The organism is Streptomyces sp. NPDC001002 (assembly GCF_053599215.1).
In genome coordinates, this window is record NZ_JBSFLV010000024.1 from 72,350 (window position 1) to 95,652 (window position 23,303).

General features: G+C 70.5%; 16 protein-coding genes. 4 read left to right on the forward strand and 12 right to left on the reverse strand.

Annotation, left to right across the window (positions count from 1 at the left end; all coding sequences use genetic code 11):
• Positions 1 to 91: 91 nt before the first annotated feature.
• The gene (locus ACWDR3_RS13975) at positions 92 to 1,459 is read right to left on the reverse strand and encodes a hypothetical protein (RefSeq protein WP_450352715.1); all 1,368 of its coding nucleotides are present in this window, start codon (positions 1,457 to 1,459) and stop codon (positions 92 to 94) included.
• A 60-nt stretch (positions 1,460 to 1,519) separates the two neighbouring features.
• Positions 1,520 to 4,534 carry a glycoside hydrolase family 3 protein gene (locus tag ACWDR3_RS13980; protein WP_450352716.1) on the reverse strand — a complete coding sequence of 1,005 codons (3,015 nt, stop codon included), beginning with the start codon at positions 4,532 to 4,534 and terminating at the stop codon, positions 1,520 to 1,522.
• Between the two features lie 135 nt (positions 4,535 to 4,669).
• Between ACWDR3_RS13980 and ACWDR3_RS13985 the strand changes: the two genes are divergently transcribed.
• Together ACWDR3_RS13985 and ACWDR3_RS13990 are read left to right on the forward strand one after the other, a co-directional pair.
• The gene (locus tag ACWDR3_RS13985; RefSeq protein WP_450352717.1) at positions 4,670 to 6,535 is read left to right on the forward strand and encodes a ricin-type beta-trefoil lectin domain protein; all 1,866 of its coding nucleotides are present in this window, start codon (positions 4,670 to 4,672) and stop codon (positions 6,533 to 6,535) included.
• 41 nt (positions 6,536 to 6,576) lie between these two features.
• Complete coding sequence (locus ACWDR3_RS13990; RefSeq protein WP_450352718.1) at positions 6,577 to 7,065, forward strand: hypothetical protein; 489 nt, start codon at positions 6,577 to 6,579, stop codon at positions 7,063 to 7,065.
• Positions 7,066 to 7,072: 7 nt separating this feature from the next.
• Here ACWDR3_RS13990 and cimA read toward each other — a convergent pair whose 3' ends face one another.
• From cimA to ureA, 8 genes are all read right to left on the reverse strand, one after another.
• Complete coding sequence (cimA, locus tag ACWDR3_RS13995; RefSeq protein WP_450352719.1) at positions 7,073 to 8,677, reverse strand: citramalate synthase; 1,605 nt, start codon at positions 8,675 to 8,677, stop codon at positions 7,073 to 7,075.
• A 299-nt stretch (positions 8,678 to 8,976) separates the two neighbouring features.
• Positions 8,977 to 10,236, reverse strand: a complete 1,260-nt coding sequence (locus ACWDR3_RS14000) for a TolB family protein (RefSeq protein WP_450352720.1) — start codon at positions 10,234 to 10,236, stop codon at positions 8,977 to 8,979.
• A 26-nt stretch (positions 10,237 to 10,262) separates the two neighbouring features.
• On the reverse strand, positions 10,263 to 12,329 hold the full coding sequence (locus tag ACWDR3_RS14005) for a hypothetical protein (protein WP_450352721.1): 2,067 nt from the start codon (positions 12,327 to 12,329) through the stop codon (positions 10,263 to 10,265).
• On the reverse strand, positions 12,326 to 13,378 hold the full coding sequence (locus ACWDR3_RS14010) for a TolB family protein (protein ID WP_450352722.1): 1,053 nt from the start codon (positions 13,376 to 13,378) through the stop codon (positions 12,326 to 12,328). The genes ACWDR3_RS14005 and ACWDR3_RS14010 overlap by 4 nt, the downstream gene beginning before the upstream one ends.
• A 124-nt stretch (positions 13,379 to 13,502) precedes the next feature.
• Complete coding sequence (locus tag ACWDR3_RS14015) at positions 13,503 to 14,102, reverse strand: TetR/AcrR family transcriptional regulator (protein ID WP_450352723.1); 600 nt, start codon at positions 14,100 to 14,102, stop codon at positions 13,503 to 13,505.
• Between the two features lie 25 nt (positions 14,103 to 14,127).
• A complete protein-coding gene (locus ACWDR3_RS14020; protein WP_450352724.1) occupies positions 14,128 to 15,147 on the reverse strand; it encodes an agmatine deiminase family protein in 1,020 nt (339 codons plus the stop codon).
• 49 nt (positions 15,148 to 15,196) lie between these two features.
• Positions 15,197 to 16,882 (reverse strand): urease subunit alpha, encoded by a 1,686-nt coding sequence (locus tag ACWDR3_RS14025; protein WP_450352725.1) that lies wholly within the window; start codon positions 16,880 to 16,882, stop codon positions 15,197 to 15,199.
• Entirely contained in the window at positions 16,879 to 17,559 is a 681-nt protein-coding gene (ureA, locus tag ACWDR3_RS14030; RefSeq protein ID WP_450352726.1) for an urease subunit gamma, read from the reverse strand. The genes ACWDR3_RS14025 and ureA overlap by 4 nt, the downstream gene beginning before the upstream one ends.
• A 138-nt stretch (positions 17,560 to 17,697) precedes the next feature.
• Between ureA and ACWDR3_RS14035 the strand changes: the two genes are divergently transcribed.
• Positions 17,698 to 19,125 carry a cytosine permease gene (locus tag ACWDR3_RS14035; protein WP_450352727.1) on the forward strand — a complete coding sequence of 476 codons (1,428 nt, stop codon included), beginning with the start codon at positions 17,698 to 17,700 and terminating at the stop codon, positions 19,123 to 19,125.
• 36 nt (positions 19,126 to 19,161) lie between these two features.
• Here the strand turns inward: ACWDR3_RS14035 and ACWDR3_RS14040 are convergent, their stop codons facing one another.
• Positions 19,162 to 20,250, reverse strand: a complete 1,089-nt coding sequence (locus ACWDR3_RS14040) for a branched-chain amino acid aminotransferase (RefSeq protein WP_450352728.1) — start codon at positions 20,248 to 20,250, stop codon at positions 19,162 to 19,164.
• A gap of 295 nt (positions 20,251 to 20,545) precedes the next feature.
• Positions 20,546 to 21,589: a 3-isopropylmalate dehydrogenase gene (locus ACWDR3_RS14045; protein ID WP_401722617.1), complete on the reverse strand. Its 1,044-nt coding sequence runs from the start codon at positions 21,587 to 21,589 to the stop codon at positions 20,546 to 20,548.
• Between the two features lie 152 nt (positions 21,590 to 21,741).
• Here ACWDR3_RS14045 and ACWDR3_RS14050 point away from each other — a divergent pair.
• A partial coding sequence (locus ACWDR3_RS14050; protein WP_450352729.1) for a purple acid phosphatase family protein occupies positions 21,742 to 23,303 on the forward strand: 1,562 nt, incomplete at its 3' end.

Here is a 23,303-nt window from a genome sequence, read left to right on the forward strand (position 1 = left end):
CGAACGGCATCGGCCGAACGGCTCCCTCACGACCGGCACTTGGGCGTACGCAGACCCGTACCGAGGGACCGTGGACCTGCGGTCGGTCCGGTCAGAACCCGCCGCCGAAGTCCCCTCCCCCGCCGAAGTCGCCGCCCCCTCCGTCGCCGAAGCCGCCGCTGAAGTCGCCCGAGTCGAAGTCGGCGCCGGAGACATCTCCGCCGTCGTAGCCGCCGGTGGTGAAGTCGCCGTAGCCGGAGCCGTAGTCGGCGGCGTAGGACGGGGTGGCCATCATGCTGCCGAGCAGGGTGCCGACGAGGAGGCCGGGGAGCAGGCCGCCGCCGAAGTAGCCGCCCGCCCAGGGGCCGTAGGCCGGGCCCGCGTCCCAGTAGGGGCGGCGGCCGTAGTCGGTGTCGACCTCGCGGATCGCGGGGTCGTGGCCGTCGGCGAGACGGGCCTGGTCGGCGGCGCAGACGGGTACCTCGCGCGGGGCGCCGCCGGCCGGTGTCCAGACGGCGTCGGCGACGGACGGGCCGTGGCGGGGGTCGAAGAAGCAGGGCGGGCGGCGCTCGGGCAGCGGGCGGCCCTCGCGGCGGGCGGCGAGCTGGGCGAGCGAGAAGCGGCCGTCCTCCAGAGCTTCGGTGACCGGCCGGACGTCCTCCGGTTTCGTCGCCGCCGCCATGGCCGACTTCGCCTGCTCGTAGGCGTCGAGGGCGCGTTCGTAGTCGCCGCGCATGGCGTCGTCGGCGCCCGCCTCGGCGGGGTGGAAGTCGAGGCGGTCCAGTTCCTCGCCGAAGGCCGTGATGTCCTCGTCGACGACGACCCGCAGGCGCTCCAGGGCGGCGCGCTGCTCTTCCGCCTTGCGGCGGCGGTTGCGGCGGACCAGGGCGTAAGCACCTCCGCCGCCGAGCACCACGACCGCGCCCACGCCGATCAGCGCGCCGGTCGGCACTCCGCCACCGTCGGACGAGGAGCCCCAGCTCGCCGGGGCCGAGCCGCCCATGTTGGCGAGGGCGCGGTCGGTGAAGTCGGTCAGCTGGGTCTTGGCGTCGGTGTCGCCCTTGACGCTGGTGACCAGGTTCGTCACGGCCGTGCGCGGCAGGACGGCGGAGTCGGCCTTCGCGTCGAAGCGGTCGCCGAGACGGATCGCGTACAGGCCGGTGACGCCGGTGTCGGTGCGCAGGTTCTGGAAGAGGTCCTGGGTCGGGTAGCCGGCCGGGAGGACCGCGACGAACAGCGGCTTGTCGGCGTCCTTGATCTGCTTCGCGAGGGCGTCGGCGTCGGCCGTGGACAGCTGCGCGGACGCGGCCGGGTCGACGTAGACGGGGCTCTTACGCAGGGCCTCGGCGATCGTGCCGACGCCGGTCGCGGTGGTGGTGGCGGAAGCGGGTGCGGGGCCGATCGCCAGGACGGTCAGGGCGGCGAGCAGCAGGGCCAGGAGCAGCCCCGGGAGGCTTCGGGTCCGTGCGACGACCTTCATACGTCGACGCTACCCGAAGCCCCCCGAAGCCCGCCGTTCATGCAGGTGACAGGCCTACGATCAGGCGGCCCGGTAGGCCGTGATCAGCTTCTCCACCGCCTCTCCGTACTTTCCGGTGAGCGAGAGGTGGTCGGCGTCCGCGAAGGGCTTCGCGGTCGCGGCCGTGACGTTCTGACCGATCTTCTGCTGGACGATCAGCCGGGCCTTGTCGACGAGCGCGCGGCCCGCCTCGTCGGCTCCGTGCCGGTCGGCGAGCGCGGCGGCCACCGCGAGCGCCTTCAGCGTCGTCGTGCCGCCGCCCGGGACCTTGGTCTTCGTGGTCAGGCCCCAGCCGTACGGGTACTGCGGGTCGTACGCCGTGTCGCCGACGTTGATCGGCAACTGGGCCTCCGACTTGGGCCAGGTGACCGGGAGTTGGCCGGTGAAGGCGCGCTTGCCGTAGAGGACGTCGGCCACGCCGTCGCCCTCGGTGCCCGGCAGCCAGGACGCCACCAGGGCGTCGATGTCGCCGAGTTGATCGCCGATCAGCTGCGGGCGCCCGGAGACGATCAGCACCGCGCACTTCATGGCCGCGCACACCTTGTCGACGGCTGCCTGGTCGGCCGGGGTGAGGGAGAGGTCGTTGCCGTTGCCGACGTCTCCGATGCCCTCGGCGTACGGGGTCTCGCCGACGACGACGACACCGACGTCGTAGCCGCTGGTCGCGGCCGAGGCGTCCTTGGAGTAGGTGACGTTGCCGCCGGCGTTCTTCATGCCCTGGAGGATGGTCGTGCCGGTGGTGTTGGTGCCGGAGGAGCCCTGCCAGGTGATGGTCCAGCCACCGGTCTGGTTGCCGAGGTCGTCGGCGTTCGAACCGGCCACGTAGACCTTCTGGTTCTTCTTCAGCGGCAGGACGTCACCCGCGTTCTTCAGCAGGACCTGCGACTCGGCCGCCGCCTGCCGGGCCACGGCCCGGTGCGAGGTCGAGCCGATCTTCGAGGCGTTGCTGGTGTCCGCGTACGGGTGCTCGAAGAGGCCGAGCTTGAACTTCTGGGTGAGGATGCGGGATACGGCGTCGTCGATCCGCTTCTCGGTGACGGCACCGGCCTTGACCTGGGCGATGAGGGTCGTGGTGAAGTCCTTGTAGCTGTACGGGACCATCATCATGTCGACGCCGGCGTTGACCGAGGTGCTGACGTGGGCCGCGTAGTCGCCGGGCAGTTGGTCGATGGCGTTCCAGTCGCTGATGACGAACCCGTCGAAGCCCATCCGGCCCTTGAGCACGCCGTTGATCATGTCGGCGCGGGCGTGCATCTTCACCGGGCCCTGGCCGTCGCCGAGGATGTCGAGCGAGGAGTAGGACGGCATGACCGTGCCCACGCCCCGGTCCACGGCGGTCTGGTACGGCGACAGGTGGACGGCTTCCAGCTGCTGCCGGGTGACCTTGGTGACGCCCTGGTCGATGGTGTAGGTGCCGGTGGTGGAGGAGCCGTACTCGGTGCCGCCGTCGCCGACGAAGTGCTTGGCGGTGGCGAGGACCTTGTCGTCGTCCTTCAAGTCCTTGCCGTTGGCGGCTCCTTGGAGGCCCTGGATGACCGTCTCCATGGACTTGACCAGTGCCGGGTCCTCACCGAAGGACTCGTAGGAGCGGCCCCAGCGTTCGTCACGGGTGACGCAGAGGCAGGGGGCGAAGTCCCACGGGACACCGGTGGCGCGGACCTCGGAGGCGGTCACCGAGCCGGTCTTCTGGGCGAGTTGGGGATCGCGGGTGGCGCCGATGCCGATGTTGTGCGGCATGACCGTGGCGCCGGCCAGGTTGTTGTGGCCGTGCACCGCGTCGACGCCGTAGATCAGCGGGATCTGGAACCGCGTTGCCTGGGTGCGGAGTTGGAAGCCGTCGATCATCTTCGCCCAGGCCGCGGCCGTGTTGGGCGTGGGTGTCGAACCGCCGCCGGAGAGCAGCGAGCCGAGGTCGTAGGAGGCGATGTCCGAGGGCGTGCCCATGGCGCCGCGCTCGGCCTGCGTCATCTGACCGGCCTTCTCCTCAAGCGACATGCGGGAGACGAGGTCGGCGACGCGCTTCCTGATCGGCAACTTGCTGTCCAGGTACGGCAGTCCGTGCGCGTCGACCACGACCTCGGGCTGCTCGGTCGGGGCCTTGGCGCCGGTGACCGTGAGCTTGAGCGGGATGGTCTCGGCGTTCTCGGCCGACCTGTCCTTGAGGGTGGGGACCTTGACGGTCTGTGTGGTGCCGGAGACGGTGCCGGCCGGGAAGGTGAGGGTGCCGGTGACCGGGGTGTAGTCCTTGCCGGGTTCGGCGGTGCCGGTCGCGGCGGTCTCGTAGGTGACGGTCACCGGGTCGTCGATCGGGGCCGAACCGGTGGTGGCGACGGTGACCTTGACGCTCGCGGTGCCGCCCTCCTTGACCGGGTAGACGGCCGCGTCGGTGGTGACGTTGGCGCGCAGGGCCTGGTCGGCCTTGCCGTAGAGCTCGACGTCGTCCATGGCGAACTGCCCCGGAGCGCCGACGGGGAGGGTGAGGGCGTAGCCCCACATCTGGGTCAGGCCCAGGACGTGGTCGATGCCGCCGACGGGTTGGTAATCGGTTCGGTATACGAAATCGGTGAAGGGGATCTCGATCTGTCTCCAGCCACTGAAGTCGTCCGTGAAGGACGTGGTCCACAGCTCGGAGGCCTCGCCGTGGGCGCCGCCGTCCTTGAGCTCGAAGGCGATCTTCTTGGCATTGTTCTGGCCGTCCCACCAGAACCGGATGCCCTTGTGGGCGGACCAGTCGTGGGCGGGTTCGGTGGCGGCGAAGTCGTGGGTGAAGCCGCCGTAGCCGCTGATGTCGTAGGTCCCGGAGAGGACCTTGGCGCCCTCGGGGGCGTCGGCGCGGTCGGCGAACTGGAGTTGGGGCGGGTCGTCGTTGTCACTGCCCCAGGTGAAGATGCCGTCGGCGGGCTGGCTCGCGAACGGCACCTCCCCCTCGAAGCGGTCGACGGGCACCGGAGCGGGGTCGTCGGCGGCCTGGGAGACGGTCGGTGACAGCAGAGCGGTGAGCAAGGCGGCGGAGACGAGCAGAGCGGTTCTTGGCATAGACCATTCCTCGACTCTCTGGTTCACTCATGACTTAGATCACGCCGTGAGTTAACTAACGGCCCACACACCCGTCAAGACGTCACGTCAGACATTTGGGTACCCACGTCAGACATTTCGGGAAGGGCGACCAGCATGAGGAGAACCCCCCGCGCGATCCGGCTGCTGTTGGCCGGTCTGCTCTCCACGGCCGGCATCACCGCGGCCACCGTCCCCGCTCAAGCCGCAGGCGAACAGGTCACCGCCTATCTCACCACCACCGACGACGCCGGCGGCCGCCATGTCACCCGCGGTCTGCAGGCGCAGACGCCGTTCGCCTTCCAGTCCGGCTCGGGCGGCAGCGGCGAGAACATCACCGTCGACGAGAACACCCGCTACCAGACCTTCACCGGCGGCGGCGCGTCCTTCACGGACACCGCGGCCTGGCTGATGAACAGCAGCGGGGCGCTGTCCGCGTCGACCCGGAACGCGACCATGACCAAGCTGTTCTCGCCGACGGACGGCATCGGTCTTTCGTTCCTGCGCAATCCGATGGGCGCCTCCGACCTGGCGCGGTACGGCTACTCGTACGACGACGTGCCGGCCGGGCAGACCGACCCGAACCTCAACTCCTTCTCGATCGCGCACGACCTGGCCGATGTCGTGCCGCTGACCAAGCAGGCGGTGAGCCTCAACCCCTCTTTGACTGTCATGGCCTCGCCATGGACGGCGCCGGCCTGGATGAAGGACAGCGGCTCGCTCAACGGCGGCTGGCTGAAGGCCGAGAACTACGGGGCGTACGCCAACTACTTCGTGAAGTACCTCCAGGCGTACAAGGCCCAGGGCGTCAACGTCTCGTACGTGACCGCGCAGAACGAGCCGACCTGTTGTTCCGGGTATCCGTCGATGAGCTGGAACGGGAGCGGGCTCGCGTACTTCACCAAGAGCGAGCTGCTGCCCAAGCTCCAGGCGGCCGGGCTGACGACCAAGGTCCTCGCGCACGACTGGAACTGGGACGTCTACGACTCCTACGCGGCGCCGACCGTGGATGACGCGGCGGTCCGTTCGCACCCGAACTTCGGCGGGATCGCCTGGCACGGGTACGGCGGTGACATCAACAAGCAGACCACCGTGCACAACCAGTACCCGACGCTGGACGCCTTCGGGACCGAGCACTCCGGTGGCACCTGGATCGCCAACCAGCAGCGCGAGGACATGAACAACATCATCGACTACACCCGCAACTGGGCGAAGTCGGTGACCAAGTGGTCGCTGGCCGTGGACCAGAACATGGGCCCGCACAACGGGGGTTGCGGCACCTGCACCGGCCTGATCACCGTGCACAACGGGGACGGCGCGAGCGGGACCGTCGACTACACGGTCGAGTACTACACGATGGGCCACCTGACGAAGTTCGTCCGGCCGGGCGCTCAGCGGATCGCCTCGACGGCGTCCACGAATGTGCCGAACGTGGCCTGGCGCAACCCCGACGGGTCGAAGGCACTGATCGCCTACAACGACGGGTCCGCCGCCAAGACGGTGACCATCAACTGGGGTGGCCAGCACGCCACTTACTCCCTGCCGGGCAAGACGTCGGCGACGTTCACCTGGACGGGCACGCAGTCCGGGGGCGGCAGCCAGACCGGCGCCTTCGTCGGCCTGGCGAGCAAGTGCCTTGACGTGGCCGGGGGTTCCAGCACGAACGGGACCGCGGTGCAGCTCTACGACTGCAACGGCTCGACGGCCCAGCAGTGGACCGTCGGAACCGACGGCTCGGTGCGCTCGCTCGGGAAGTGCCTCGACGTGACGTCGGCGTCCACCGCCGACGGGGCGAAGGTGCAGTTGTACGACTGCAACGGGACCGGTGCGCAACAGTGGTCGTACAACGCGACGACCGGTGATGTGGTGAACGCGGCGGCGAACAAGTGCCTTGACGTGACCGGCAATTCGTCGGCGAACGGGGCACGGGCACAGATCTGGACCTGCACGGGAGCCGCCAACCAGAAGTGGCATCTGCAGTAGGGCGGGCCATGTCCCGCCCTCTCACGGGGGGAGGGCGGGACATGAGGCGTACGGGAGTGGCCGTCGCGGGTGCGGTGGCCGGGTGTCTGCTGCTCAGCGGGTGCGGGGCGATCGACCTTCCGCTGGCCGCGATGCGCCTGGACGCGGCAGGGACACCACAGGCTGTCCTGCGGCCGTGCGGTGACGACCTGATCCAGGGGCTCTCGCTCGTCGGAGCCCCGGCCGACACGGAGTCCGAACGGAACTACTCGGGCTGGCGTGTGCCCGGCAAACGGCACGGCACCGACGCCGAGTTCCCCCTCTTCTCACCGCCGTCCGCGTGGCAGGCCCGTGCTGCGGGCCAACAGCGGCTGGTGCCGGACTACACGTACGAACTCGCCTTCGGCAAGGCGGAGTACAACTACGAGTACACCGGCCGCGTCACCTTCCGCGCAGCTGATCTCGCCGCTCTGAAACCCGGCCAGGTCTGGGCCGACGACAGGGCCATGAGCCTCGACGAGTTCGAGGAACTCGCCGAGGACTCCTGCTGAGGGCGGGCTACTCGGCGGGCTCCACGCCGGCCCGCAGCAGCCCGTAGGTGTAGGCGTCCTCAAGTGCCTGCCAGGACGCGGCGATCACGTTCTCCGCCACGCCGACCGTGGACCACTCGCCCGTGCCGTCGGACGTGGAGATCAGGACCCGGGTGGTGGAGGACGTGCCGTGGACGCCCTCCAGGATGCGGACCTTGTAGTCGACCAGGTCGAGCTTGGCGAGTTGGGGGTAGAGCTTTTCGAGGGCTACGCGCAGGGCGCGGTCGAGGGCGTTGACCGGGCCGTTGCCCTCGGCGGTGGCGACGATGCGCTCGCCCTTGGCGTAGAGCTTGACGGTGGCCTCGTTGGCGTGGGAGCCGTCGGGGCGGTCCTCGACGATGGCCCGCCAGGACTCGACCTCGAAGTACTTCAGGGGGCGGCCCTCGACCTCGCCGCGCAGCAGGAGTTCGAAGGAGGCGTCCGCGGCCTCGTAGGTGTAACCCTTGAGTTCGCGTTCCTTCACGCGCTCCACGACCCGGCCGACCAGCGCGCGGTCGCCGCCCAGGTCCACGCCGAGTTCCTTGCCCTTGAGCTCGATGGAGGCGCGGCCCGCCATGTCGGAGACCAGCATCCGCATGGTGTTGCCGACCTGCTCGGGGTCGATGTGCTGGTACAGGTCCGGGTCGACCTTGATCGCGGAGGCGTGCAGTCCGGCCTTGTGCGCGAAGGCCGAGACGCCGACGTAGGGCTGGTGGGTGGAGGGGGTGAGGTTGACGACCTCGGCGATGGCGTGGGAGATGCGGGTCATCTCGCGGAGCTTGCCGTCGGGCAGGACCTTCTTGCCGTACTTCAGCTCAAGGGCCGCCACCACCGGGAACAGGTTGGCGTTGCCGACGCGCTCGCCGTAGCCGTTCGCCGTGCACTGCACGTGGGTCGCGCCCGCGTCGACGGCGGCGAGGGTGTTGGCGACCGCGCAGCCGGTGTCGTCCTGGGTGTGGATGCCGAGACGGGCGCCGGTGTCGGCGAGGACGGTGGCGACCACGGCCTGGATCTGCGCCGGGAGCATGCCGCCGTTGGTGTCGCACAGGATCACGACGGAGGCGCCGGCCTCCGCGGCGGTCCGTACGACCGCCTTCGCGTACTCGGGGTTGGCGCGGTAGCCGTCGAAGAAGTGCTCGCAGTCGACGAAGACGCGACGGCCCTGGTCCTTGAGGAAGGACACCGTGTCGCGGACCATCTCCAGGTTCTCGTCCAGCGTGGTGCGCAGCGCGAGCTCGACGTGCCGGTCGTGGGACTTGGCGACCAGCGTGATCACCTCGGCGCCGGAGTCCAGGAGCGCCTTGACCTGCGGGTCCTCGCTCGCCTTGCCACCGGCCCGGCGGGTCGCGCCGAAGGCGACCAGCTCGGCGTGCTTGAAGTCGATCTCCTGCCGGGCGCGGGCGAAGAACTCGGTGTCCCGCGGGTTGGCGCCCGGCCAGCCGCCCTCGATGAAGCCGACGCCGAAGTCGTCCAGGTGCCGAGCGATGGCCAGCTTGTCCGCGACGGTGAGGTTGATGCCCTCGCGCTGGGCGCCGTCGCGCAGGGTGGTGTCGAAGACGTGGAACGAGTCGTCGAGCTCACTGGGTTCCGTCATGGTGTCAAGGCTCCTGTGTTGGATCTCGGTCTGTACCGGAATGACCGGCTCCACCGTCCTCCAATGATCCCTCGCGCTCCGCTCCCGGCTTGAGGTGGGCCAGAAAAGCGAAAAACCTCTCGCGGGTGCGAGAGGTCTGCGCGCGGGTCGAGAACGACGGTGTCCGCCCGTACCTGGTCGTACGTGGCGGTCACTGCGGACCGGCGCGCCTGCTGCCAATAATCATGGCGAACGAGAGCACGGGGGCAGTCTGGCACAGCCCCCGCGCTCCGCTCATGGGTGTCTCAGGATGCGGTCGATCACTTCAGGTGACGGACGTAGACGTGCGTGGTGTCGTAGGTGTCGCCGGGCACCAGGTCGGTGGCCCAGCTGCTGAAGGCGACCGTGCCGCCGTGCCGGTCGATCACCGGGAAGTCCACCGACGCGTCGCTCGGGCCGCCCCCGACCGCTGGGCTGGCGAGCACCGTGCGTCCGGTGCGCAGATCGCGCACGTACGCCTGCCGCCCGTCGTCGCCCGGCGTGCCCGCGACGTGCACGAGGTACCGGTTGTCGGCGCTGAGCTGCGGAAAGGTGGTGTAGGCGGTCGGGCCGGCGCCGTCGACGCGGCGCAGCTTGTCCGTCTTCAGGTCACGGATGAAGACGTTGTGCGACTTGTTGGTGTCGTCCGGCGTCAGCTGCGAGTCCAGCGAGCTGAACACCGCGTACCGTCCGTCGGCGCTGATCTGCGGGAACTCGGTCTGCGCGTCGGACACCTTGCCGTCGGGCGCCTTGTCGGCCTGGAACAGCTCCCCGCTCGGCACGTCCCGGACGTAGGCGTCGCTCCAGTCTCCGCTGGTCGGGTACGGGACGAAGTACTGGTAGGCGACCCGGCTGCCGTCCGCGCTGATCGACGGGTTGACGGCGGCGGACTTCCGGGCGCCCTCGCCCGGCACCTGACTGATGCGCACCCGCTCGCCGGTGACCCGGTCGACGCGGTACACCCGGCTCCACCGGTCGCCCTGCGGCCCTTCGTCGCTCGTGTGCTGCGCGACGAAGGCGACATAGTGGCCGTCGGCGCTGATCGCGGGCGAGCCGATGGCGTTGTAGCCCGTGTCGACGGCGTCGTTCAGCCGCTGAAGGGCCCCGGTCCTCAGGTCCTTGACCCAGATCGAGCTGTCGCCGGTGTCGTAGGTCTTGGTGGAACTGAACGCCAGATACCGGCCGTTGGCGCTCAGACCGACGTCAAGGACGTGACCGTTCCACGGGCCGCCGTCCTCACCGACGCTCACCAGGCGGGTGGTGCCGGTCTTCAGGTCGCGTACGAAGGCGTCCTCGCTGCCGTTGGTGTCGCCCGGGACGAGGTTGTCGGCGCGGGAGACGAAGGCCAGGTAGCGGCCGTCCGCGCTCAGACTCGGCTGACCGGAGACGCTGTTGCCGTCCGCGCCGTCCGGGGCCACGCTCGCCTTCTCGGTGTGCGGGGCCCTCGGTGCGGCGCCCGCCGTGGTCCCGGTGAGCGCCACGGCGGCGGTGGCCGCGACGACGGTGGCCGCCAGGGCGGCCCGGTGCTTCTTGGTGTGCATGATGCTTCCCCCGTGATCGGTCGTACTCACTGTGCTGTCCTCAGGAACACGTCCGACACCTCGTTGGTGTCCCCCTCCACCAGATCGGGTGACGCCGACTCGAACGCGACGACCGTGCCGTCGTAGTCGACGGACGGGTGCCGGGCCGGGAGGTCGTTGCGGCCGCCGTGGCGGTCCACGCTGATCAACTGGGCTTTCCCGGTGGGCAGTTCGCGCAGATATACGGCCCCGCCCCGGACGTACGCGAGATGCGTGCCGTCCCCGGCGAGTGAGGGCTGGGTGCCGCGGACCTTGGTCGTGGTCCCGGCGTCGAGGTCACGGACGTACACGTATCGGCCGTGCTGGAAGGCGACCTTGCGGCCGTCCGCGCTGAGCGAGGGCGCCGACGAACCGGTGCCGGCCTTCTCCAGGGTGCCGGTGTCCAGGTCACGGACGTAGATCGCGCCGCCCTGGTCGAAGGCGATGTACCGGCCGTCGTAGCTGATGGAGGGGTTGGTCGCCGCCTCGCCCGTGGGCGCGCTGGCGATGGCCACGTCGCCGCCGTTGAACTTGAAGCGGTAGACGCGGGGTTGGGGATGCGGGTCGGCGTCGGTGGCGGGCAGCGTGGCGGACCAGGTGACCCACTGGCAGGTGGGGTCCACCTGGGGGTGTCCCATCCAGGTGAAGCGGACGCCCTCGTGGGTCGCGATGCCGGTGAGTTTGCCGACCGAGCGGTTGCGGACGAAGACCTCGGGCCCGCCGTCGGTCGCGTGCGGCGCCAGGTAGCTGACCATGCGTCCGCTGGTGCAGGGCGTGCCGTCGGACGAGGGCTGCTGCGCAGGGGAGTTGACCTGCGAGACCCCGCCGGGCGCGTAGACGAGCACGTCGTCGCCCGATGTGAAGGAGGCGACCCGGCCGTCCGCCATCACCGGGTCGTGCGAGGCCACGGCGAGTTGCTGTCCGTCCCAGGCCGTGCTGATTCGTTCGGTGACGGACGGCATCGGGGCCGGGTTCCTCGCGAGCCCGCCCGAGAAGACGAACACGTCCGGCTCGTCGTTGGTGTCCCCCGCCACCAGGTGGGAGGCCGACGAACTGAACGCCACCGCCCGCCCCTTGGCGGCCAGCATCTCGTCCCCGAGCGCGGCGTTCGCCGGCAGGGCGGCCCCCCGCAGCCCCGTCCGCAGGTCGCGCACCCGCACGCCGTCCTCGCCCGCGACCACGGCGTACCGGCCGTCCGCGGTGGCCGACATGGGCCGTCCGTCGGCCACCCGCCGGGTCTGGCCGGTGCGCAGGTCGTGGACGTACACACCGCTCTCGGCGTCGAGCAGCACACGGTTGCCGTCCGCGGTGATGCGGATCAGGGAGGCATAGCCGAGGCCCTCGTCGACCTGGGTCCGCTCGCCCGTCGCCCGGTCCTCGACGAAGACGTCGCCCGGATCCGTCTCGGAGCCGGTGCGCAGGCCGTACGCGATCCGCTCGCCGTCGCCGCTCACCGAGGCCCCGGCCTTGTCGCCGTCCTCGGCGGGTGAGATCAGTTCGTCGGTACCGGTGACCGTGTCGCGGACGTACAGGAGCCGGAAGTTCGAGGAGCCGCCCCGGCTGCCGATGGTGTACGCGATGTGCGTGCCGTCCGGGCTGATCGACTGGGCGCGGCCCAACTCGTTGAAGCCGGGCGGGTTCTGGGGCCACAGCCGCTCCGTGCGGCCGGTGGCGCGGTCGTACAGGTAGGGCGCCAGGAACCGGGTGCCCGCGGAGAAGGCGACCCGGCTCCCGTCGGCGCTCAGCATGGGCGAGCCGTACGTGGTGCCGCCGCCGAGGTCGATCCGGGTGACCTCGCCGGTGTCCAGGTCCTTCTCCAGCAGACACGGGGTGCCGCGCGAGCAGCCGAAGCTCGGCGCCAAGGACACGAACGCGACATGCCGGCCGTCGGCGCTGATCGCGGGGTCGTTGGAGGACCCGTCGGCCTGGCTCCCGTCGGCCGCCGTGCTCACCCGCTCGGTGTGCGGTTTCGCGGGACCGGCCGGGGCCGCGGTCGCGGACACCGTCGCGGACGTCCAGCCGAGGGAGACGACAACCGCCGTGCCCAGTACGGCTCTTGCGAGGCGGGACTTCATCGTGCCCTCCACTGGAAGACGTCGTTCACGCTGTTGGTGTCGCCCGGCACGACATCGCTGTCCGCCGAGGTGTAGACGACCGAGCGGCCCCGGTCGGAGAGCGAGCCCGCGGCGGCGCTGCCGTGACCGACGGCGACCCGCTGCCCGCCGCGCACGTTCCGCAGCCAGAGGCCGGACTCCGTGTCCTGGAGGAGGAGCCGGCGCCCGTCGGGGCTGACGGCCCGCACCCGCTCGCCGGCGAAGTGCTCGACCCGGCCGGTGCGCAGATCCCGTACGTAGGAACCGGCCGCCGAGTCCATCACCAGGACCCGGCCGTCGGCGCTCAGTTGCACGACGGTCGAGCGGGTGCCGTCGTCGGCCCGCGTCTGCGCGCCGGTGACCCGGTCGGCGACCCATACGTCGCCGCTGCCGTCGTCCTGGTAGGCGACCCGGCGGCCGTCGCCGCTGATCGACGGGTTGTCCATGTCCCGCGTGGAGTCGTCCTGCGGGCCCGCGCTGACGGTCTCGCGGGCGCCGGTGACCCGGTCGTAGAGGTCGATACGGGTCGGGAACTGCGGGTGGCCGCTCCACTGGTAGGCGATGTACCGGCCGTTCGCGCTGATCGCGGGCGCGTACGCGCTGTCCTGCCCGCCGGTGCCGACCGGGCTCCGGGTGCCGGTGCTCAGGTCGGTCACGAAGACGTTGATGGTGCGGCTGCCCCACGCGATGTACGTGGCGTAGCGGCCGTCGGCGCTGAGCCGGGGCGTGGAGAGCGGGTCCTCCAGCTTGGTGACCGCGCCGGTGGCGAGGTCACGGACGTACGCGTAGGTGCCCGGGTGGGTGACGCCCTCGGGCACGAGGTTGGTCGCCGCCGAACGGAACGCGACATGGCGGCCGTCCGGCGTGGTCAGGGCGGTGGCGGAGGCGCCGTCGCCCTGGGTGCCGTCGGCCGCGGTGCTCACCCGCTCCACCCGGGGTGCGTGCGGTGCGGCGGACGCGGTCGGCGCGGTGAGCGCGAGCAGCACCGCCGTCCCTAAGGCGACGCCGGACACACCTGCGGCTCTGGACATGGTTCCCCCCTGAGATCCCCGTGGACGCTTCTCCCCCGGCCCTGCGCCGAGGGCTCCCTTCGAGGCAAACGCACCGTCGGCTACAGGGTCAATCGGTCGTATTGCGTACAACCAGGGCACAGCCTCAGACGTCCGCGAGAAGGCCTTCGTCCAGGAACTCCCGTACATGGCCGAGAACTTGCGCCCGGTCCGTGCCGCGCAGCCCGATCGCCACATGGATGGAGAAGCCGTCGAGCAGAGCGCGCAGCCGGGCCGCGAAGCGGTCGGGGTCGACGCGGCGGAACTCGCCCCGGGAGACACCCTCGGCGAGCAGCGCCACCAGGTCGCGGTGCCAGGCCCCCTCGATGGCGGCCTGCCGCTCGCGGGCGGCCTCGTCGGCGTTCTGCGAGCGGTTCCAGACCTCCAGCCACAGGGTCCAGTGCGGGTCGCGGTGGCCGTCGGGGACGTACAGGTCGACGTAGGCGTCGAGGCGTTCGCGGGCCGTGCCGGGGCCGACAAGGAGCCGGCCGCGCTCGGTGCCGAGGCGGCCCTCGCTCCACTCCAGGGTGCGCAGCAGGAGTTCGTCCTTGGAGCCGAAGTAGTAGAGGAGGTGGCCGCTGCTCATGCCGACCTCGCGGCCGAGCGCCGCCATGGTGAGCTGCTCCAGACCGCGTTCGGCGATCATGCCCATGGCTGCGGCGAGGACCTCCTCGCGCGGCGGCGCGATCTTCCGCGCACCGGCCATCGCCCGTCTCCCTCTCGCTGGATCCTCAGACCCTCGGCTGCTGTTGCGTGATGCAGTGGATGCCTCCCCCACCGGAGAAGATCGTACGGGCGTCGACCAGGGTCACCGTCCGCTCGGGGAACAGGCGCCGGAAGATTCCGGCCGCGGTCTCGTCCCGCGGGTCGTCGAAGGCGCAGAGCACCACGCCGTCGTTGCAGAGGTAGTGGTTGATGTAGGAGTAGTCGGCCCAGTGGCCGTCGGCCTCCAGGACGGTGGGTGCCGGGACCTCGACGACCTCCAGGCGCCGGCCGCGGGCGTCGGTCTGCGCGTTCAGCAGGCCGATGATCTCCTCGCTCACCTCGTGGTCGGGGTGCGCCGGATCCGGCTGGGAGTGCGCGACCACGACACCGGGGCGCGCGAAGGCGGCCACGATGTCGACATGGCCGAGGGTGCCGAAGCCGTACGGCGGGTAGTCGCCGGTGAGGCCCCGCGGGAGCCAGATCGCCTTGCTGGTGCCGAGCTTGGCGTGGATCTCCGCCTCGACCTGCTCGCGCGTCCAGCCGGGGTTGCGGCCGGCGCCGAGCTGGACCGTCTCGGTGAGCAGGACCGTGCCCTCGCCGTCGACGTGGATCGCACCGCCCTCGTTGACGAGCTTCGAGGCGTGCGTCTTCGCGCCCGCGAGGCCCGCGACGTAGGAGCCGATCTTCGCGTCGTGCTCCCAGCGGGCCCACTCCTGGGCGCCCCAGCCGTTGAACGTCCAGTCCACGGCGGCCAGTTCACGACCGTCGGTGACGAAGGTGGGCCCGATGTCCCGCATCCACGCATCGTCCAGCTCACGCTCGACCAGGTCGACGTCCGGGCCGAGCAGCTCGCGCGCCGACTCCCCCTGTCCCGGCCCGTGCACCATCGTCACCGGTTCGAAGCGGCGCACGGCACGGGCGACGGACGCCCAGGCGGCGCGGGAGGCGGCGAGGTCGTCGGCGTCCGCGAAGGTGGGGTTGGGGCCGGGCCAGGCCATCCAGGTGCGCTCGTGCGGGGCCCACTCGGGCGGCATACGGAAGCTCATCAGAAGTCCCAAGTCCTAGTGTTCCGGAGGAAGTAGAAAGCGGTGTGTTCTAGAGGAAGTACAGGCGGTTGAGGGAGACGGCCTCGGCCGGTTCCGAGCGGATCGGCTCGCCGTCGAGGGTGACCAGACCGGTGCGCTGGTCGACGTCGACCGCTCCGGTACGGGAGTTGAGGCGCAGGTCGGCCGGTCCGATGCCGCGCGTGCCGCGAACGGCCACTCTGCGGCGACGGGTTGGCATCTTGTCGTTGCCCTGGTCGAGGGCGGCCTGCGCGACGAAGGCCACGGAGATGTCGGCGGGTGTCGTGCCGTGCGCGCCGAACTGCGGGCCCAGGACGAGGGGTTCGCAGGTGTCGGTCGCCGCGTTCGGGTCGCCGACCACGCCGTACGCCGGGAAGCCGGACTTCAGGACGAGCTGCGGTTTCGCGCCGAAGTACTCCGGCCGCCACAGGACGATGTCGGCGAGCTTGCCGACCTCGATGGAGCCGACCTCGTGCGAAAGTCCGTGTGCGATGGCGGGGTTGATGGTCAGCTTGGCGATGTACCGCAGGACGCGGTCGTTGTCGTGGTCCGCCTCCGGGAAACCGCCGAGCGCGCCGAACTCGGCCTTCATCTTCCCAGCCATCGCGAAGGTACGGCGCACGGTCTCGCCGGCCCGGCCCATGCCCTGCGCGTCCGACGAGGTGATGCCGATCGCGCCCAGGTCGTGCAGCACGTCCTCGGCGCCCATGGTCCCGGCGCGGATGCGGTCGCGGGCCATGGCCGCGTCGCCGGGCAGGTCGGTCTTGAGGTCGTGGACGGAGACGATCATGCCGTAGTGCTCGGCGACCGCGTCCCGGCCGAAGGGGAGGGTGGGGTTGGTGGAGGAGCCGATGACGTTCGCAACTCCCGCCATTTTCAGCACGTTCGGGACGTGTCCGCCGCCGCAGCCCTCGATGTGGAAGGCGTGGATGGTGCGGCCCTCAAGGACGCGCAGGGTGTCCTCGACCGACAGGCACTCGTTCAACCCGTCGCTGTGCAGGGCGACCTGGACGTCGTGCTCCTCGGCGACCCGCAACGCGGTGTCCAGCGCCCGGGTGTGGGCGCCCATGTCCTCGTGCACCTTGAAGCCGGACGCGCCCCCCTCCGCCAACGCCTCCACCAGCGGAGCCGCGTCGGACGACGAACCCCGGCCCAGGAAACCGATGTTGACCGGCCAGGCGTCGAAGGCGTTGAACGCGTGCCGCAGCGCCCAGGGCGAGTTGACGCCGACGCCCCACACCGGGCCGAACTCCTGCCCGACGATCGTCGTCACGCCGGACGCCAGCGAGGCCTCCATGATGCGGGGCGACAGCAGATGGACGTGCGTGTCGACGGCACCGGCGGTGGCGATCAGCCCCTCGCCGGAGACGATCGAGGTACCCGTGCCGACCACGACATCGACCCCGTCGAGGGTGTCGGGGTTGCCGGCCCGCCCGACGGAACAGATCCGCCCTTCGCGGATCCCGATGGACACTTTCCGGATGCCCTGCACGGCGTCGATCACGACCACATTGCTGATCACGACATCGCAGGTGTCTCGCACAGCGGCGGCCTTGAGGTGCAGCCCGTCCCGTGCCGTCTTGCCGAAACCGGCCAGGAACTCGTCGCCGTAGCGCTGGGAGTCGGACTCGACGCGGATGGTCAGCCCCGAGTCGCCGAGCCGGACGCGATCGCCGGCGCGGGGGCCGTGGGTGGCGGCGTACTCGTACGGATTCACTGCTCAACTCCCAGGTAGCCGCAGGCGATCGCCCTGCGCAGGGCCTCTTCCTTCGCGCCCGGCGCGTCCAGCGGTCCGTCGACGAGCCCGGCGAACCCGATCGCGATCCGCTCCCCGCCGATCGGCAGCAGACCGACCTCGACGCTCTCGCCGGGGCCGAAGCGGACGGACGATCCGGCCGGTACCGCGAGCCGCATGCCGTAGGCGGCGCCCCGGTCGAAGTCGAGGCGCGGGTTGGCCTCGAAGAAGTGGAAGTGCGAGGTGACGGAGACGGGCACGGTCGCGGTGTTGGTGACCGTGAGCCGGACGGCCGGCTCGGCCTCGGCGTGCGTGGGTCCGGGGAGGAGCGCACCCGGGGCATCGCCGCCGAGTCCGCCGCCGATGGGGTCGGAGACCACCGCGAGGCGCGAACCGTCGTCGAAGACGGCCTCGACATGCACCTCGGTGACGATGTCGGCGACACCCGGCAGGACGTCGGCGGGACCGAGCACGGACCGGGCGCGCTCGACGGCCTCGGCGAGCCGGTGCCCGTCCCGGGCCGCCTCGCACACCGTGTCCGCGATGAGCGCGGTGGCCTCCGGCACGTTGAGCCTGAGGCCGCGCGCCTTGCGGGCACGGGCCAGCTCGGCGGCCGAGAACAGCAGCAGCCTGTCACGTTCCGTCGGGGTCAGTCTCACGGCACGGCACCTCTCAGTAATTTAGAGCAACACTCTAAACGGCGGATTCATGGAACGGAAACATTGACGCACAAGCTTGGCACGGGTCACATTGAACGCCGCTCTAAAAAACTTGGCGGCCGTCGAAGGAGACCCACCATGCCGATAGAACAGCGCGGAGTCGACACCATCCCCGACGAGGAGCGCACCAGCGGTCCGCGCGACCTCGTGTCGATCCTGCTCGGCTCCAACCTCTGTCTCGGCGTGATCATCTTCGGCTGGCTGCCGCCGTCCTTCGGGCTCGGCTGGTGGGCCTCGGTCTCCTCGATCGTCGCGGGCACGGTGGTCGGCACGCTGTTCACGGCCCCGCTGGCGCTGGTCTCGCTGCGCACCGCGACCAACCTGTCGACGTCGTCCGGCGCCCAGTTCGGGGTGCGGGGCCGGCTGGTCGGCTCGGTGGTCGGCCTCCTCCTCGCCCTCGGCTACACCGCGCTGACCGTGTGGATCGGCGGCGATGTCATGGTGGGCGTGCTGGGCCGGCTGTTCGGGCTGCCGGCCGGCGGTGGCTCGTACGCCGTCGTGTACGCGCTGCTCGCGGCGGCGACGGTGGCGGGCGCGGTGTACGGCTACCGGGTGCTGCTGGCCATGTCCCGCGTGCTGTCCATCGGCATGACGGCGCTGCTGGTCCTCGGCGTGATCGCGTACGCCCCGCACTTCTCGACCGGCGCGCTGCCGGAGGCCGGCGGCTATCTGCTGGGCGGGTTCTGGCCGACGTGGTGTCTGGCGACGGTGGCGGCGGGACTGTCCGGACCGATCGCGTTCATCACCCTGCTCGGCGACTACACGCGGTACATCTCCCCGGCCCGTCACACCTCACGCCGGGTCCTGCACGCGACCTGGCTCGGCCTGATCGCCGGTCTCCTGGTCCCCCAGCTCTTCGGCACCTTCACGGCGTACGCGGCCCACGCGGCCCTCGACTACGCGGGCCCCCTGGTGCAGGCCTCCCCCGGCTGGTACCTGGTCCCCCTCCTGCTCGCCGCCTCCGCCGGTTCGGTCGGCAACGCGGGCCTGATGCTCTACTCCATGGGCCTCGACCTGGACGCGATCCTGCCCCGCGCCTCCCGGGCCCGGGCCACCTGCACGGTGGCGCTGGCCGCGACGACCTGCGTCTTCGTCGGCCACTACGCGTGGAACGCCCAGTCCGCGATGACGTCCTTCGTCCTGCTCCTGACGGCGATCGGCACGCCGTGGGCGGTGATCACCCTGATCGGCTTCGTCCGCTGCCGGGGCGTGTACGACGCGGACGCCCTCCAGGTCTTCAACCGCCGCTCGCGGGGCGGGATCTACTGGTTCCGGGGCGGCTGGAATCTGCCTGCCGTGATCGCGTGGGCGGTGGGCGCGGGGGTCGGCCTGCTCGCCGTGTCACTGCCGTCGTACGAGGGGCCGCTGCTGTCGCTGACGGGTGGGGTGGACTGCAGTTTCCTGCTGTCGGGGGTGGTCGGCGGGCTGGCGTTCGTCCTGATGACGACGGGGGCCGTCACGGACACCGAGTCCGCGACGGCCCCCAAGGCGACCAGCCGGATCTAACCGGATCCAGCCGGATCCAGCCGGATCCAACCCGGTCTAGCCGAGCTCGTGCATCCAGCCGTGCTTGTCCTCGGCCGTGCCCCGCTGGATGTCGAGGAGGGCCTCGCGGAGGCGGACGGTGACCTCGCCGGGCTCACCGCCGGACTGCTGCCACTCGGCGCTCGTCCGCTTGACCGTGCCGACCGGGGTGATCACCGCGGCGGTGCCGCAGGCGAACACCTCGGTGAGGCTGCCGTTCTCCGCGTCGCGCTGCCACTGGTCGACCGAGACCCGGCCCTCCTCGGCGGTGTACCCGAGGTCGGCGGCGACGGCGAGCAGGGAGTCGCGGGTGACGCCCTCCAGGATGGAGCCGGTGAGGGTCGGGGTGACGATCCGGTCGCCGTACACGAAGTACAGGTTCATCCCGCCGAGTTCCTCGACCCACTTGTGCTCGACCGCGTCGAGGTAGCAGACCTGGTCGCAGCCCTTGGCGGCGGCCTCGGCCTGGGCGAGCAGGGAGGCCGCGTAGTTGCCGCCGGTCTTGGCGTCGCCCATGCCGCCGGGGACGGCGCGGACGCGGTCCTCGGAGAGCCAGATCGACACCGGGCGGACACCGCCGGGGAAGTAGGCGCCGGCCGGGGAGGCGATGACCAGGAACAGGTACTCGTTGGCGGGCTTCACACCGAGGCCCACCTCGGTCGCGATCATGAACGGGCGCAGGTAGAGCGACTCCTCGCCGCCGTGCGCCGGGACCCAGTCCTGGTCCTGGCGGACCAGGACGTCGCAGGCCTCGATGAACGTCTCGACCGGCAGCTCGGGCATGCCGAGGCGGTGCGCGGACCGCTGGAAGCGCTCGGCGTTCTTCTCCGGGCGGAAGGTGGCGACGGAACCGTCGGGCTGCCGGTAGGCCTTGAGGCCCTCGAAGATCTCCTGCGCGTAGTGCAGGACCATCGTCGCGGGGTCGAGCTGGAGCGGGGCGTACGGAACCAGCTGGCCGTCGTGCCAGCCGCGGCCCTCGGTCCACTTGATCGTCACCATGTGGTCGGTGAAGTGGCGGCCGAACCCGGGGTTCGTAAGGATCGCGTCCCGCTCGGCGGCGGAAAGTGGCGAGGCCGAGGGCTTGAGCTCGATCGTGGGCGTCGTCATGAGTAGGTGTCCTTCACCGGTTGTGTAGTGACGGGCCGCGCTCACGCCCGCTACTGCCAGTGGCCAGTGTTAGGACGTCCGAGCATTCCCTCATACCGCGGCTCCGCGTTCGATTATCGCGCGCGGGCTGCCGATGGGGGCACCGCCCAGGCATTTGGCACTGGGGGAGAAAACGGCGTGAATGCGACCCAGGGGATGATGGTGGCACCCGGCGGGGACATAGCGAAAGCCGCCGGGTGCATATGCGACCCGGCGGCTTCGAAAGACTGCGAGAGTTTTCGAGTGACTCGGCGGGTCAGCCGGCTACTCGTACGGACAGCGCGTCGCCGATCTCGGACGTGCTGCGCGCGGGCTTGCCGGTGCGGTCGGCGAGGTCGGCGGCGACCGCCTCGTCGATGCGGGCGGCCTCGGCCTCGTAGCCGAGGTGACGCAGGAGCAGGGCGACGGAAAGGACCGTGGCGCTGGGGTCGGCCTTGCCCTGGCCGGCGATGTCGGGCGCGGAACCGTGGACCGGCTCGAACATCGAGGGGAACTCGCCGGACGGGTTGATGTTCCCGCTGGCGGCGACGCCGATGCCGCCGGAGACGGCCGCGGCGAGGTCGGTGATGATGTCGCCGAAGAGGTTGTCGGTGACGATCACGTCGAAGCGGGCCGGGTCGGTGACGAGGTAGATCGTCGCCGCGTCGACGTGGATGTAGTCCGTGGTGACCTCGGGGAACTCCTCGGCCACCTTGTTGAAGACGTTCGTCCACAGGTGACCCGCGAAGGTCAGCACGTTGTTCTTGTGGACCAGCGTGAGCTTCTTGCGCGGACGGGCCTGGGCGCGGGCGAACGCGTCCCGGACGACCCGCTCGACACCGAACGCCGTGTTCACGGAGACCTCGGTGGCGACCTCGTGCTCGGTGCCCTTGCGGATCGTGCCGCCGTTTCCGGTGTACGGACCCTCGGTGCCCTCGCGGACGACCACGAAGTCGATCTCCGGCTGACCGGCGAGAGGGGTGGCCACACCCGGGAGCAGCTTGCTCGGCCGCAGGTTGACGTGGTGGTCGAAGGCGAACCGGAGCTTCAGCAGGAAGCCGCGCTCCAGGACACCGGACGGGACCGACGGGTCGCCGATCGCGCCGAGCAGGATCGCGTCGTGCTGCTTGAGGGAGTCAAGGTCGGCGTCGGTGAGGGTCTCACCGGTGGCGCGGTAGCGCTTGGCACCGAAGTCGTACTCCCGGGTCTCCAGCTTCACATCCTGCGGAAGGACGGCGGAGAGGACCTTCAGACCCTCGGCCACCACTTCCTGGCCGATGCCGTCCCCGGGGATCACTGCGAGATTGATGCTGCGAGACATGTCGGCACCCTACTCCTCGTCCCATGGGATGACATGGGGTGTCCGCGATACGGACAGCCAGGGATCTCCGAGAGGGCGCGGGCGTCAGCCGTTCGACCTCCGTTCACCCTTACGCATGGCCTTCGTTGAGGTTCACTGGGAACTTCATCGACATGACTGTGCTTTTCGGGGGGACACCCCCCGAACCCCCCGTACCTGACGTCGGCATCCCGGAGCACCTCGCACGCCGGATGAGCATGGCCGAGCAGTACGAGTACCTGCGCACCAAGCTGACGCGGCGCCGCACGCTGGTGACCGCGGGCGCGGTGGCGGGCGGGCTGCTGACGGGGTGCGCCGGCACGGGATCCGACGGCAAGTCGACCGGCGGACGGACGAGCGGCACCGCCACTCCAAGTCCCGCCACCTCGAAGGTGTCCGGCGCCGTCGTCACCCCCTTCGGCCGCCACCTCGCCTTCGGCGCCGACCCGAAGTCCCAGATGCGCGTCTCCTGGCAGGTCCCGTTCGCGGTCAAGAAGCCGTACGTCCGTGTCGGGACCAGGCCGGACGACCTGGGCCAGAAGATCACCGCCGAGATCCGCGACCTGCACACGCCAGGCCTCACCGGCGTCCGCTCCGCCCTGGAGCAGTACTACGTGCACGCGGCCCTGGACGGCCTGCGCCCCGGCACCACGTACTACTACGGCGTCGGCCACGAGGGCTTCGACCCGACCGCGCCCCAACACCGCTCGACCATCGGCGAGTTCCGCACCGCACCGGCGAGCCCGGAGAAGTTCGTGTTCACGGCCTTCGGCGACCAGGGCGTCAGCCAGGCCGCGGTCACCGGCGACCACGCGATCCTGCGCCGCAAGCCCGCCTTCCATCTGCACGCCGGCGACATCTGCTACGCCGACACCAACGGCCGCGGTGAGAAGGCCGACGGCTACGACCCCGGCTACTGGGACCTGTTCCTCAAGCAGAACGAGTCGGTGGCGAAGTCCGTGCCGTGGATGGTGACGACCGGCAACCACGACATGGAGGCCTGGTACTCGCCCGACGGCTACGGCGGCCAGCTCGCCCGCTGGTCCCTCCCGGACAACGGCTTCGACCCGCGCAACTCGCCGGGCGTGTACGCGTTCACGTACGGCAACGTCGGCTTCGTGGCGCTGGACGCCAACGACGTGTCGTACGAGATCCCCGCCAACTTCGGCTATTCGCAGGGCAGGCAGACCAAGTGGCTGGACACGAAGCTGGGTGAGCTGCGGGCGGCGAAGGGCGTCGACTTCGTGGTCGTCTTCTTCCACCACTGCGCCTACTCGACCTCGGCCCACGCCTCCGACGGCGGGGTGCGCGCCGAGTGGCTGCCGCTGTTCGCGAAGCATCAGGTGGACCTGGTGATCAACGGCCACAACCACGTCTACGAGCGCACGGACGCCGTCAAGGGCGACAAGGTCGGCCGGGCGGTGCCCATCGGCGCGTCGACCGATCCGACGAAGGACGGGATCGTCTACGTCACCGCGGGCGGCGGCGGCCGTGACCTGTACGGCTTCCCGTCGGGCGTGAAGGAGAGCTACGAGGGGCACGTCACGCGGCACGACTCGGTCGACACCTTCCAGTGGACGAAGTCGCACGGCTCGGCCCAGGAGACCGTGGAGTGGTCGCGGGTCCGCTACCGCGGCTTCTCCTTCCTCTCGGTGGAGGCGGAGAGCGGCAGCAGGCCGGCCCTGAAGGTGTCGGC

What these genes read in the sequence shown, in the direction of transcription:
- ACWDR3_RS13975 (WP_450352715.1), bottom strand. Translation starts at nt 1,459, where the DNA reads ATGAAGGTCGTCGCACGGACCCGAAGCCTCCCGGGGCTGCTCCTGGCC.
- ACWDR3_RS13980 (WP_450352716.1), bottom strand. Translation starts at nt 4,534, where the DNA reads ATGCCAAGAACCGCTCTGCTCGTCTCCGCCGCCTTGCTCACCGCTCTG.
- ACWDR3_RS13985 (WP_450352717.1), top strand. Translation starts at nt 4,670, where the DNA reads ATGAGGAGAACCCCCCGCGCGATCCGGCTGCTGTTGGCCGGTCTGCTC.
- ACWDR3_RS13990 (WP_450352718.1), top strand. Translation starts at nt 6,577, where the DNA reads ATGAGGCGTACGGGAGTGGCCGTCGCGGGTGCGGTGGCCGGGTGTCTG.
- cimA (WP_450352719.1), bottom strand. Translation starts at nt 8,677, where the DNA reads ATGACGGAACCCAGTGAGCTCGACGACTCGTTCCACGTCTTCGACACC.
- ACWDR3_RS14000 (WP_450352720.1), bottom strand. Translation starts at nt 10,236, where the DNA reads ATGCACACCAAGAAGCACCGGGCCGCCCTGGCGGCCACCGTCGTCGCG.
- ACWDR3_RS14005 (WP_450352721.1), bottom strand. Translation starts at nt 12,329, where the DNA reads ATGAAGTCCCGCCTCGCAAGAGCCGTACTGGGCACGGCGGTTGTCGTC.
- ACWDR3_RS14010 (WP_450352722.1), bottom strand. Translation starts at nt 13,378, where the DNA reads ATGTCCAGAGCCGCAGGTGTGTCCGGCGTCGCCTTAGGGACGGCGGTG.
- ACWDR3_RS14015 (WP_450352723.1), bottom strand. Translation starts at nt 14,102, where the DNA reads ATGGCCGGTGCGCGGAAGATCGCGCCGCCGCGCGAGGAGGTCCTCGCC.
- ACWDR3_RS14020 (WP_450352724.1), bottom strand. Translation starts at nt 15,147, where the DNA reads ATGAGCTTCCGTATGCCGCCCGAGTGGGCCCCGCACGAGCGCACCTGG.
- ACWDR3_RS14035 (WP_450352727.1), top strand. Translation starts at nt 17,698, where the DNA reads ATGCCGATAGAACAGCGCGGAGTCGACACCATCCCCGACGAGGAGCGC.
- ACWDR3_RS14040 (WP_450352728.1), bottom strand. Translation starts at nt 20,250, where the DNA reads ATGACGACGCCCACGATCGAGCTCAAGCCCTCGGCCTCGCCACTTTCC.
- ACWDR3_RS14045 (WP_401722617.1), bottom strand. Translation starts at nt 21,589, where the DNA reads ATGTCTCGCAGCATCAATCTCGCAGTGATCCCCGGGGACGGCATCGGC.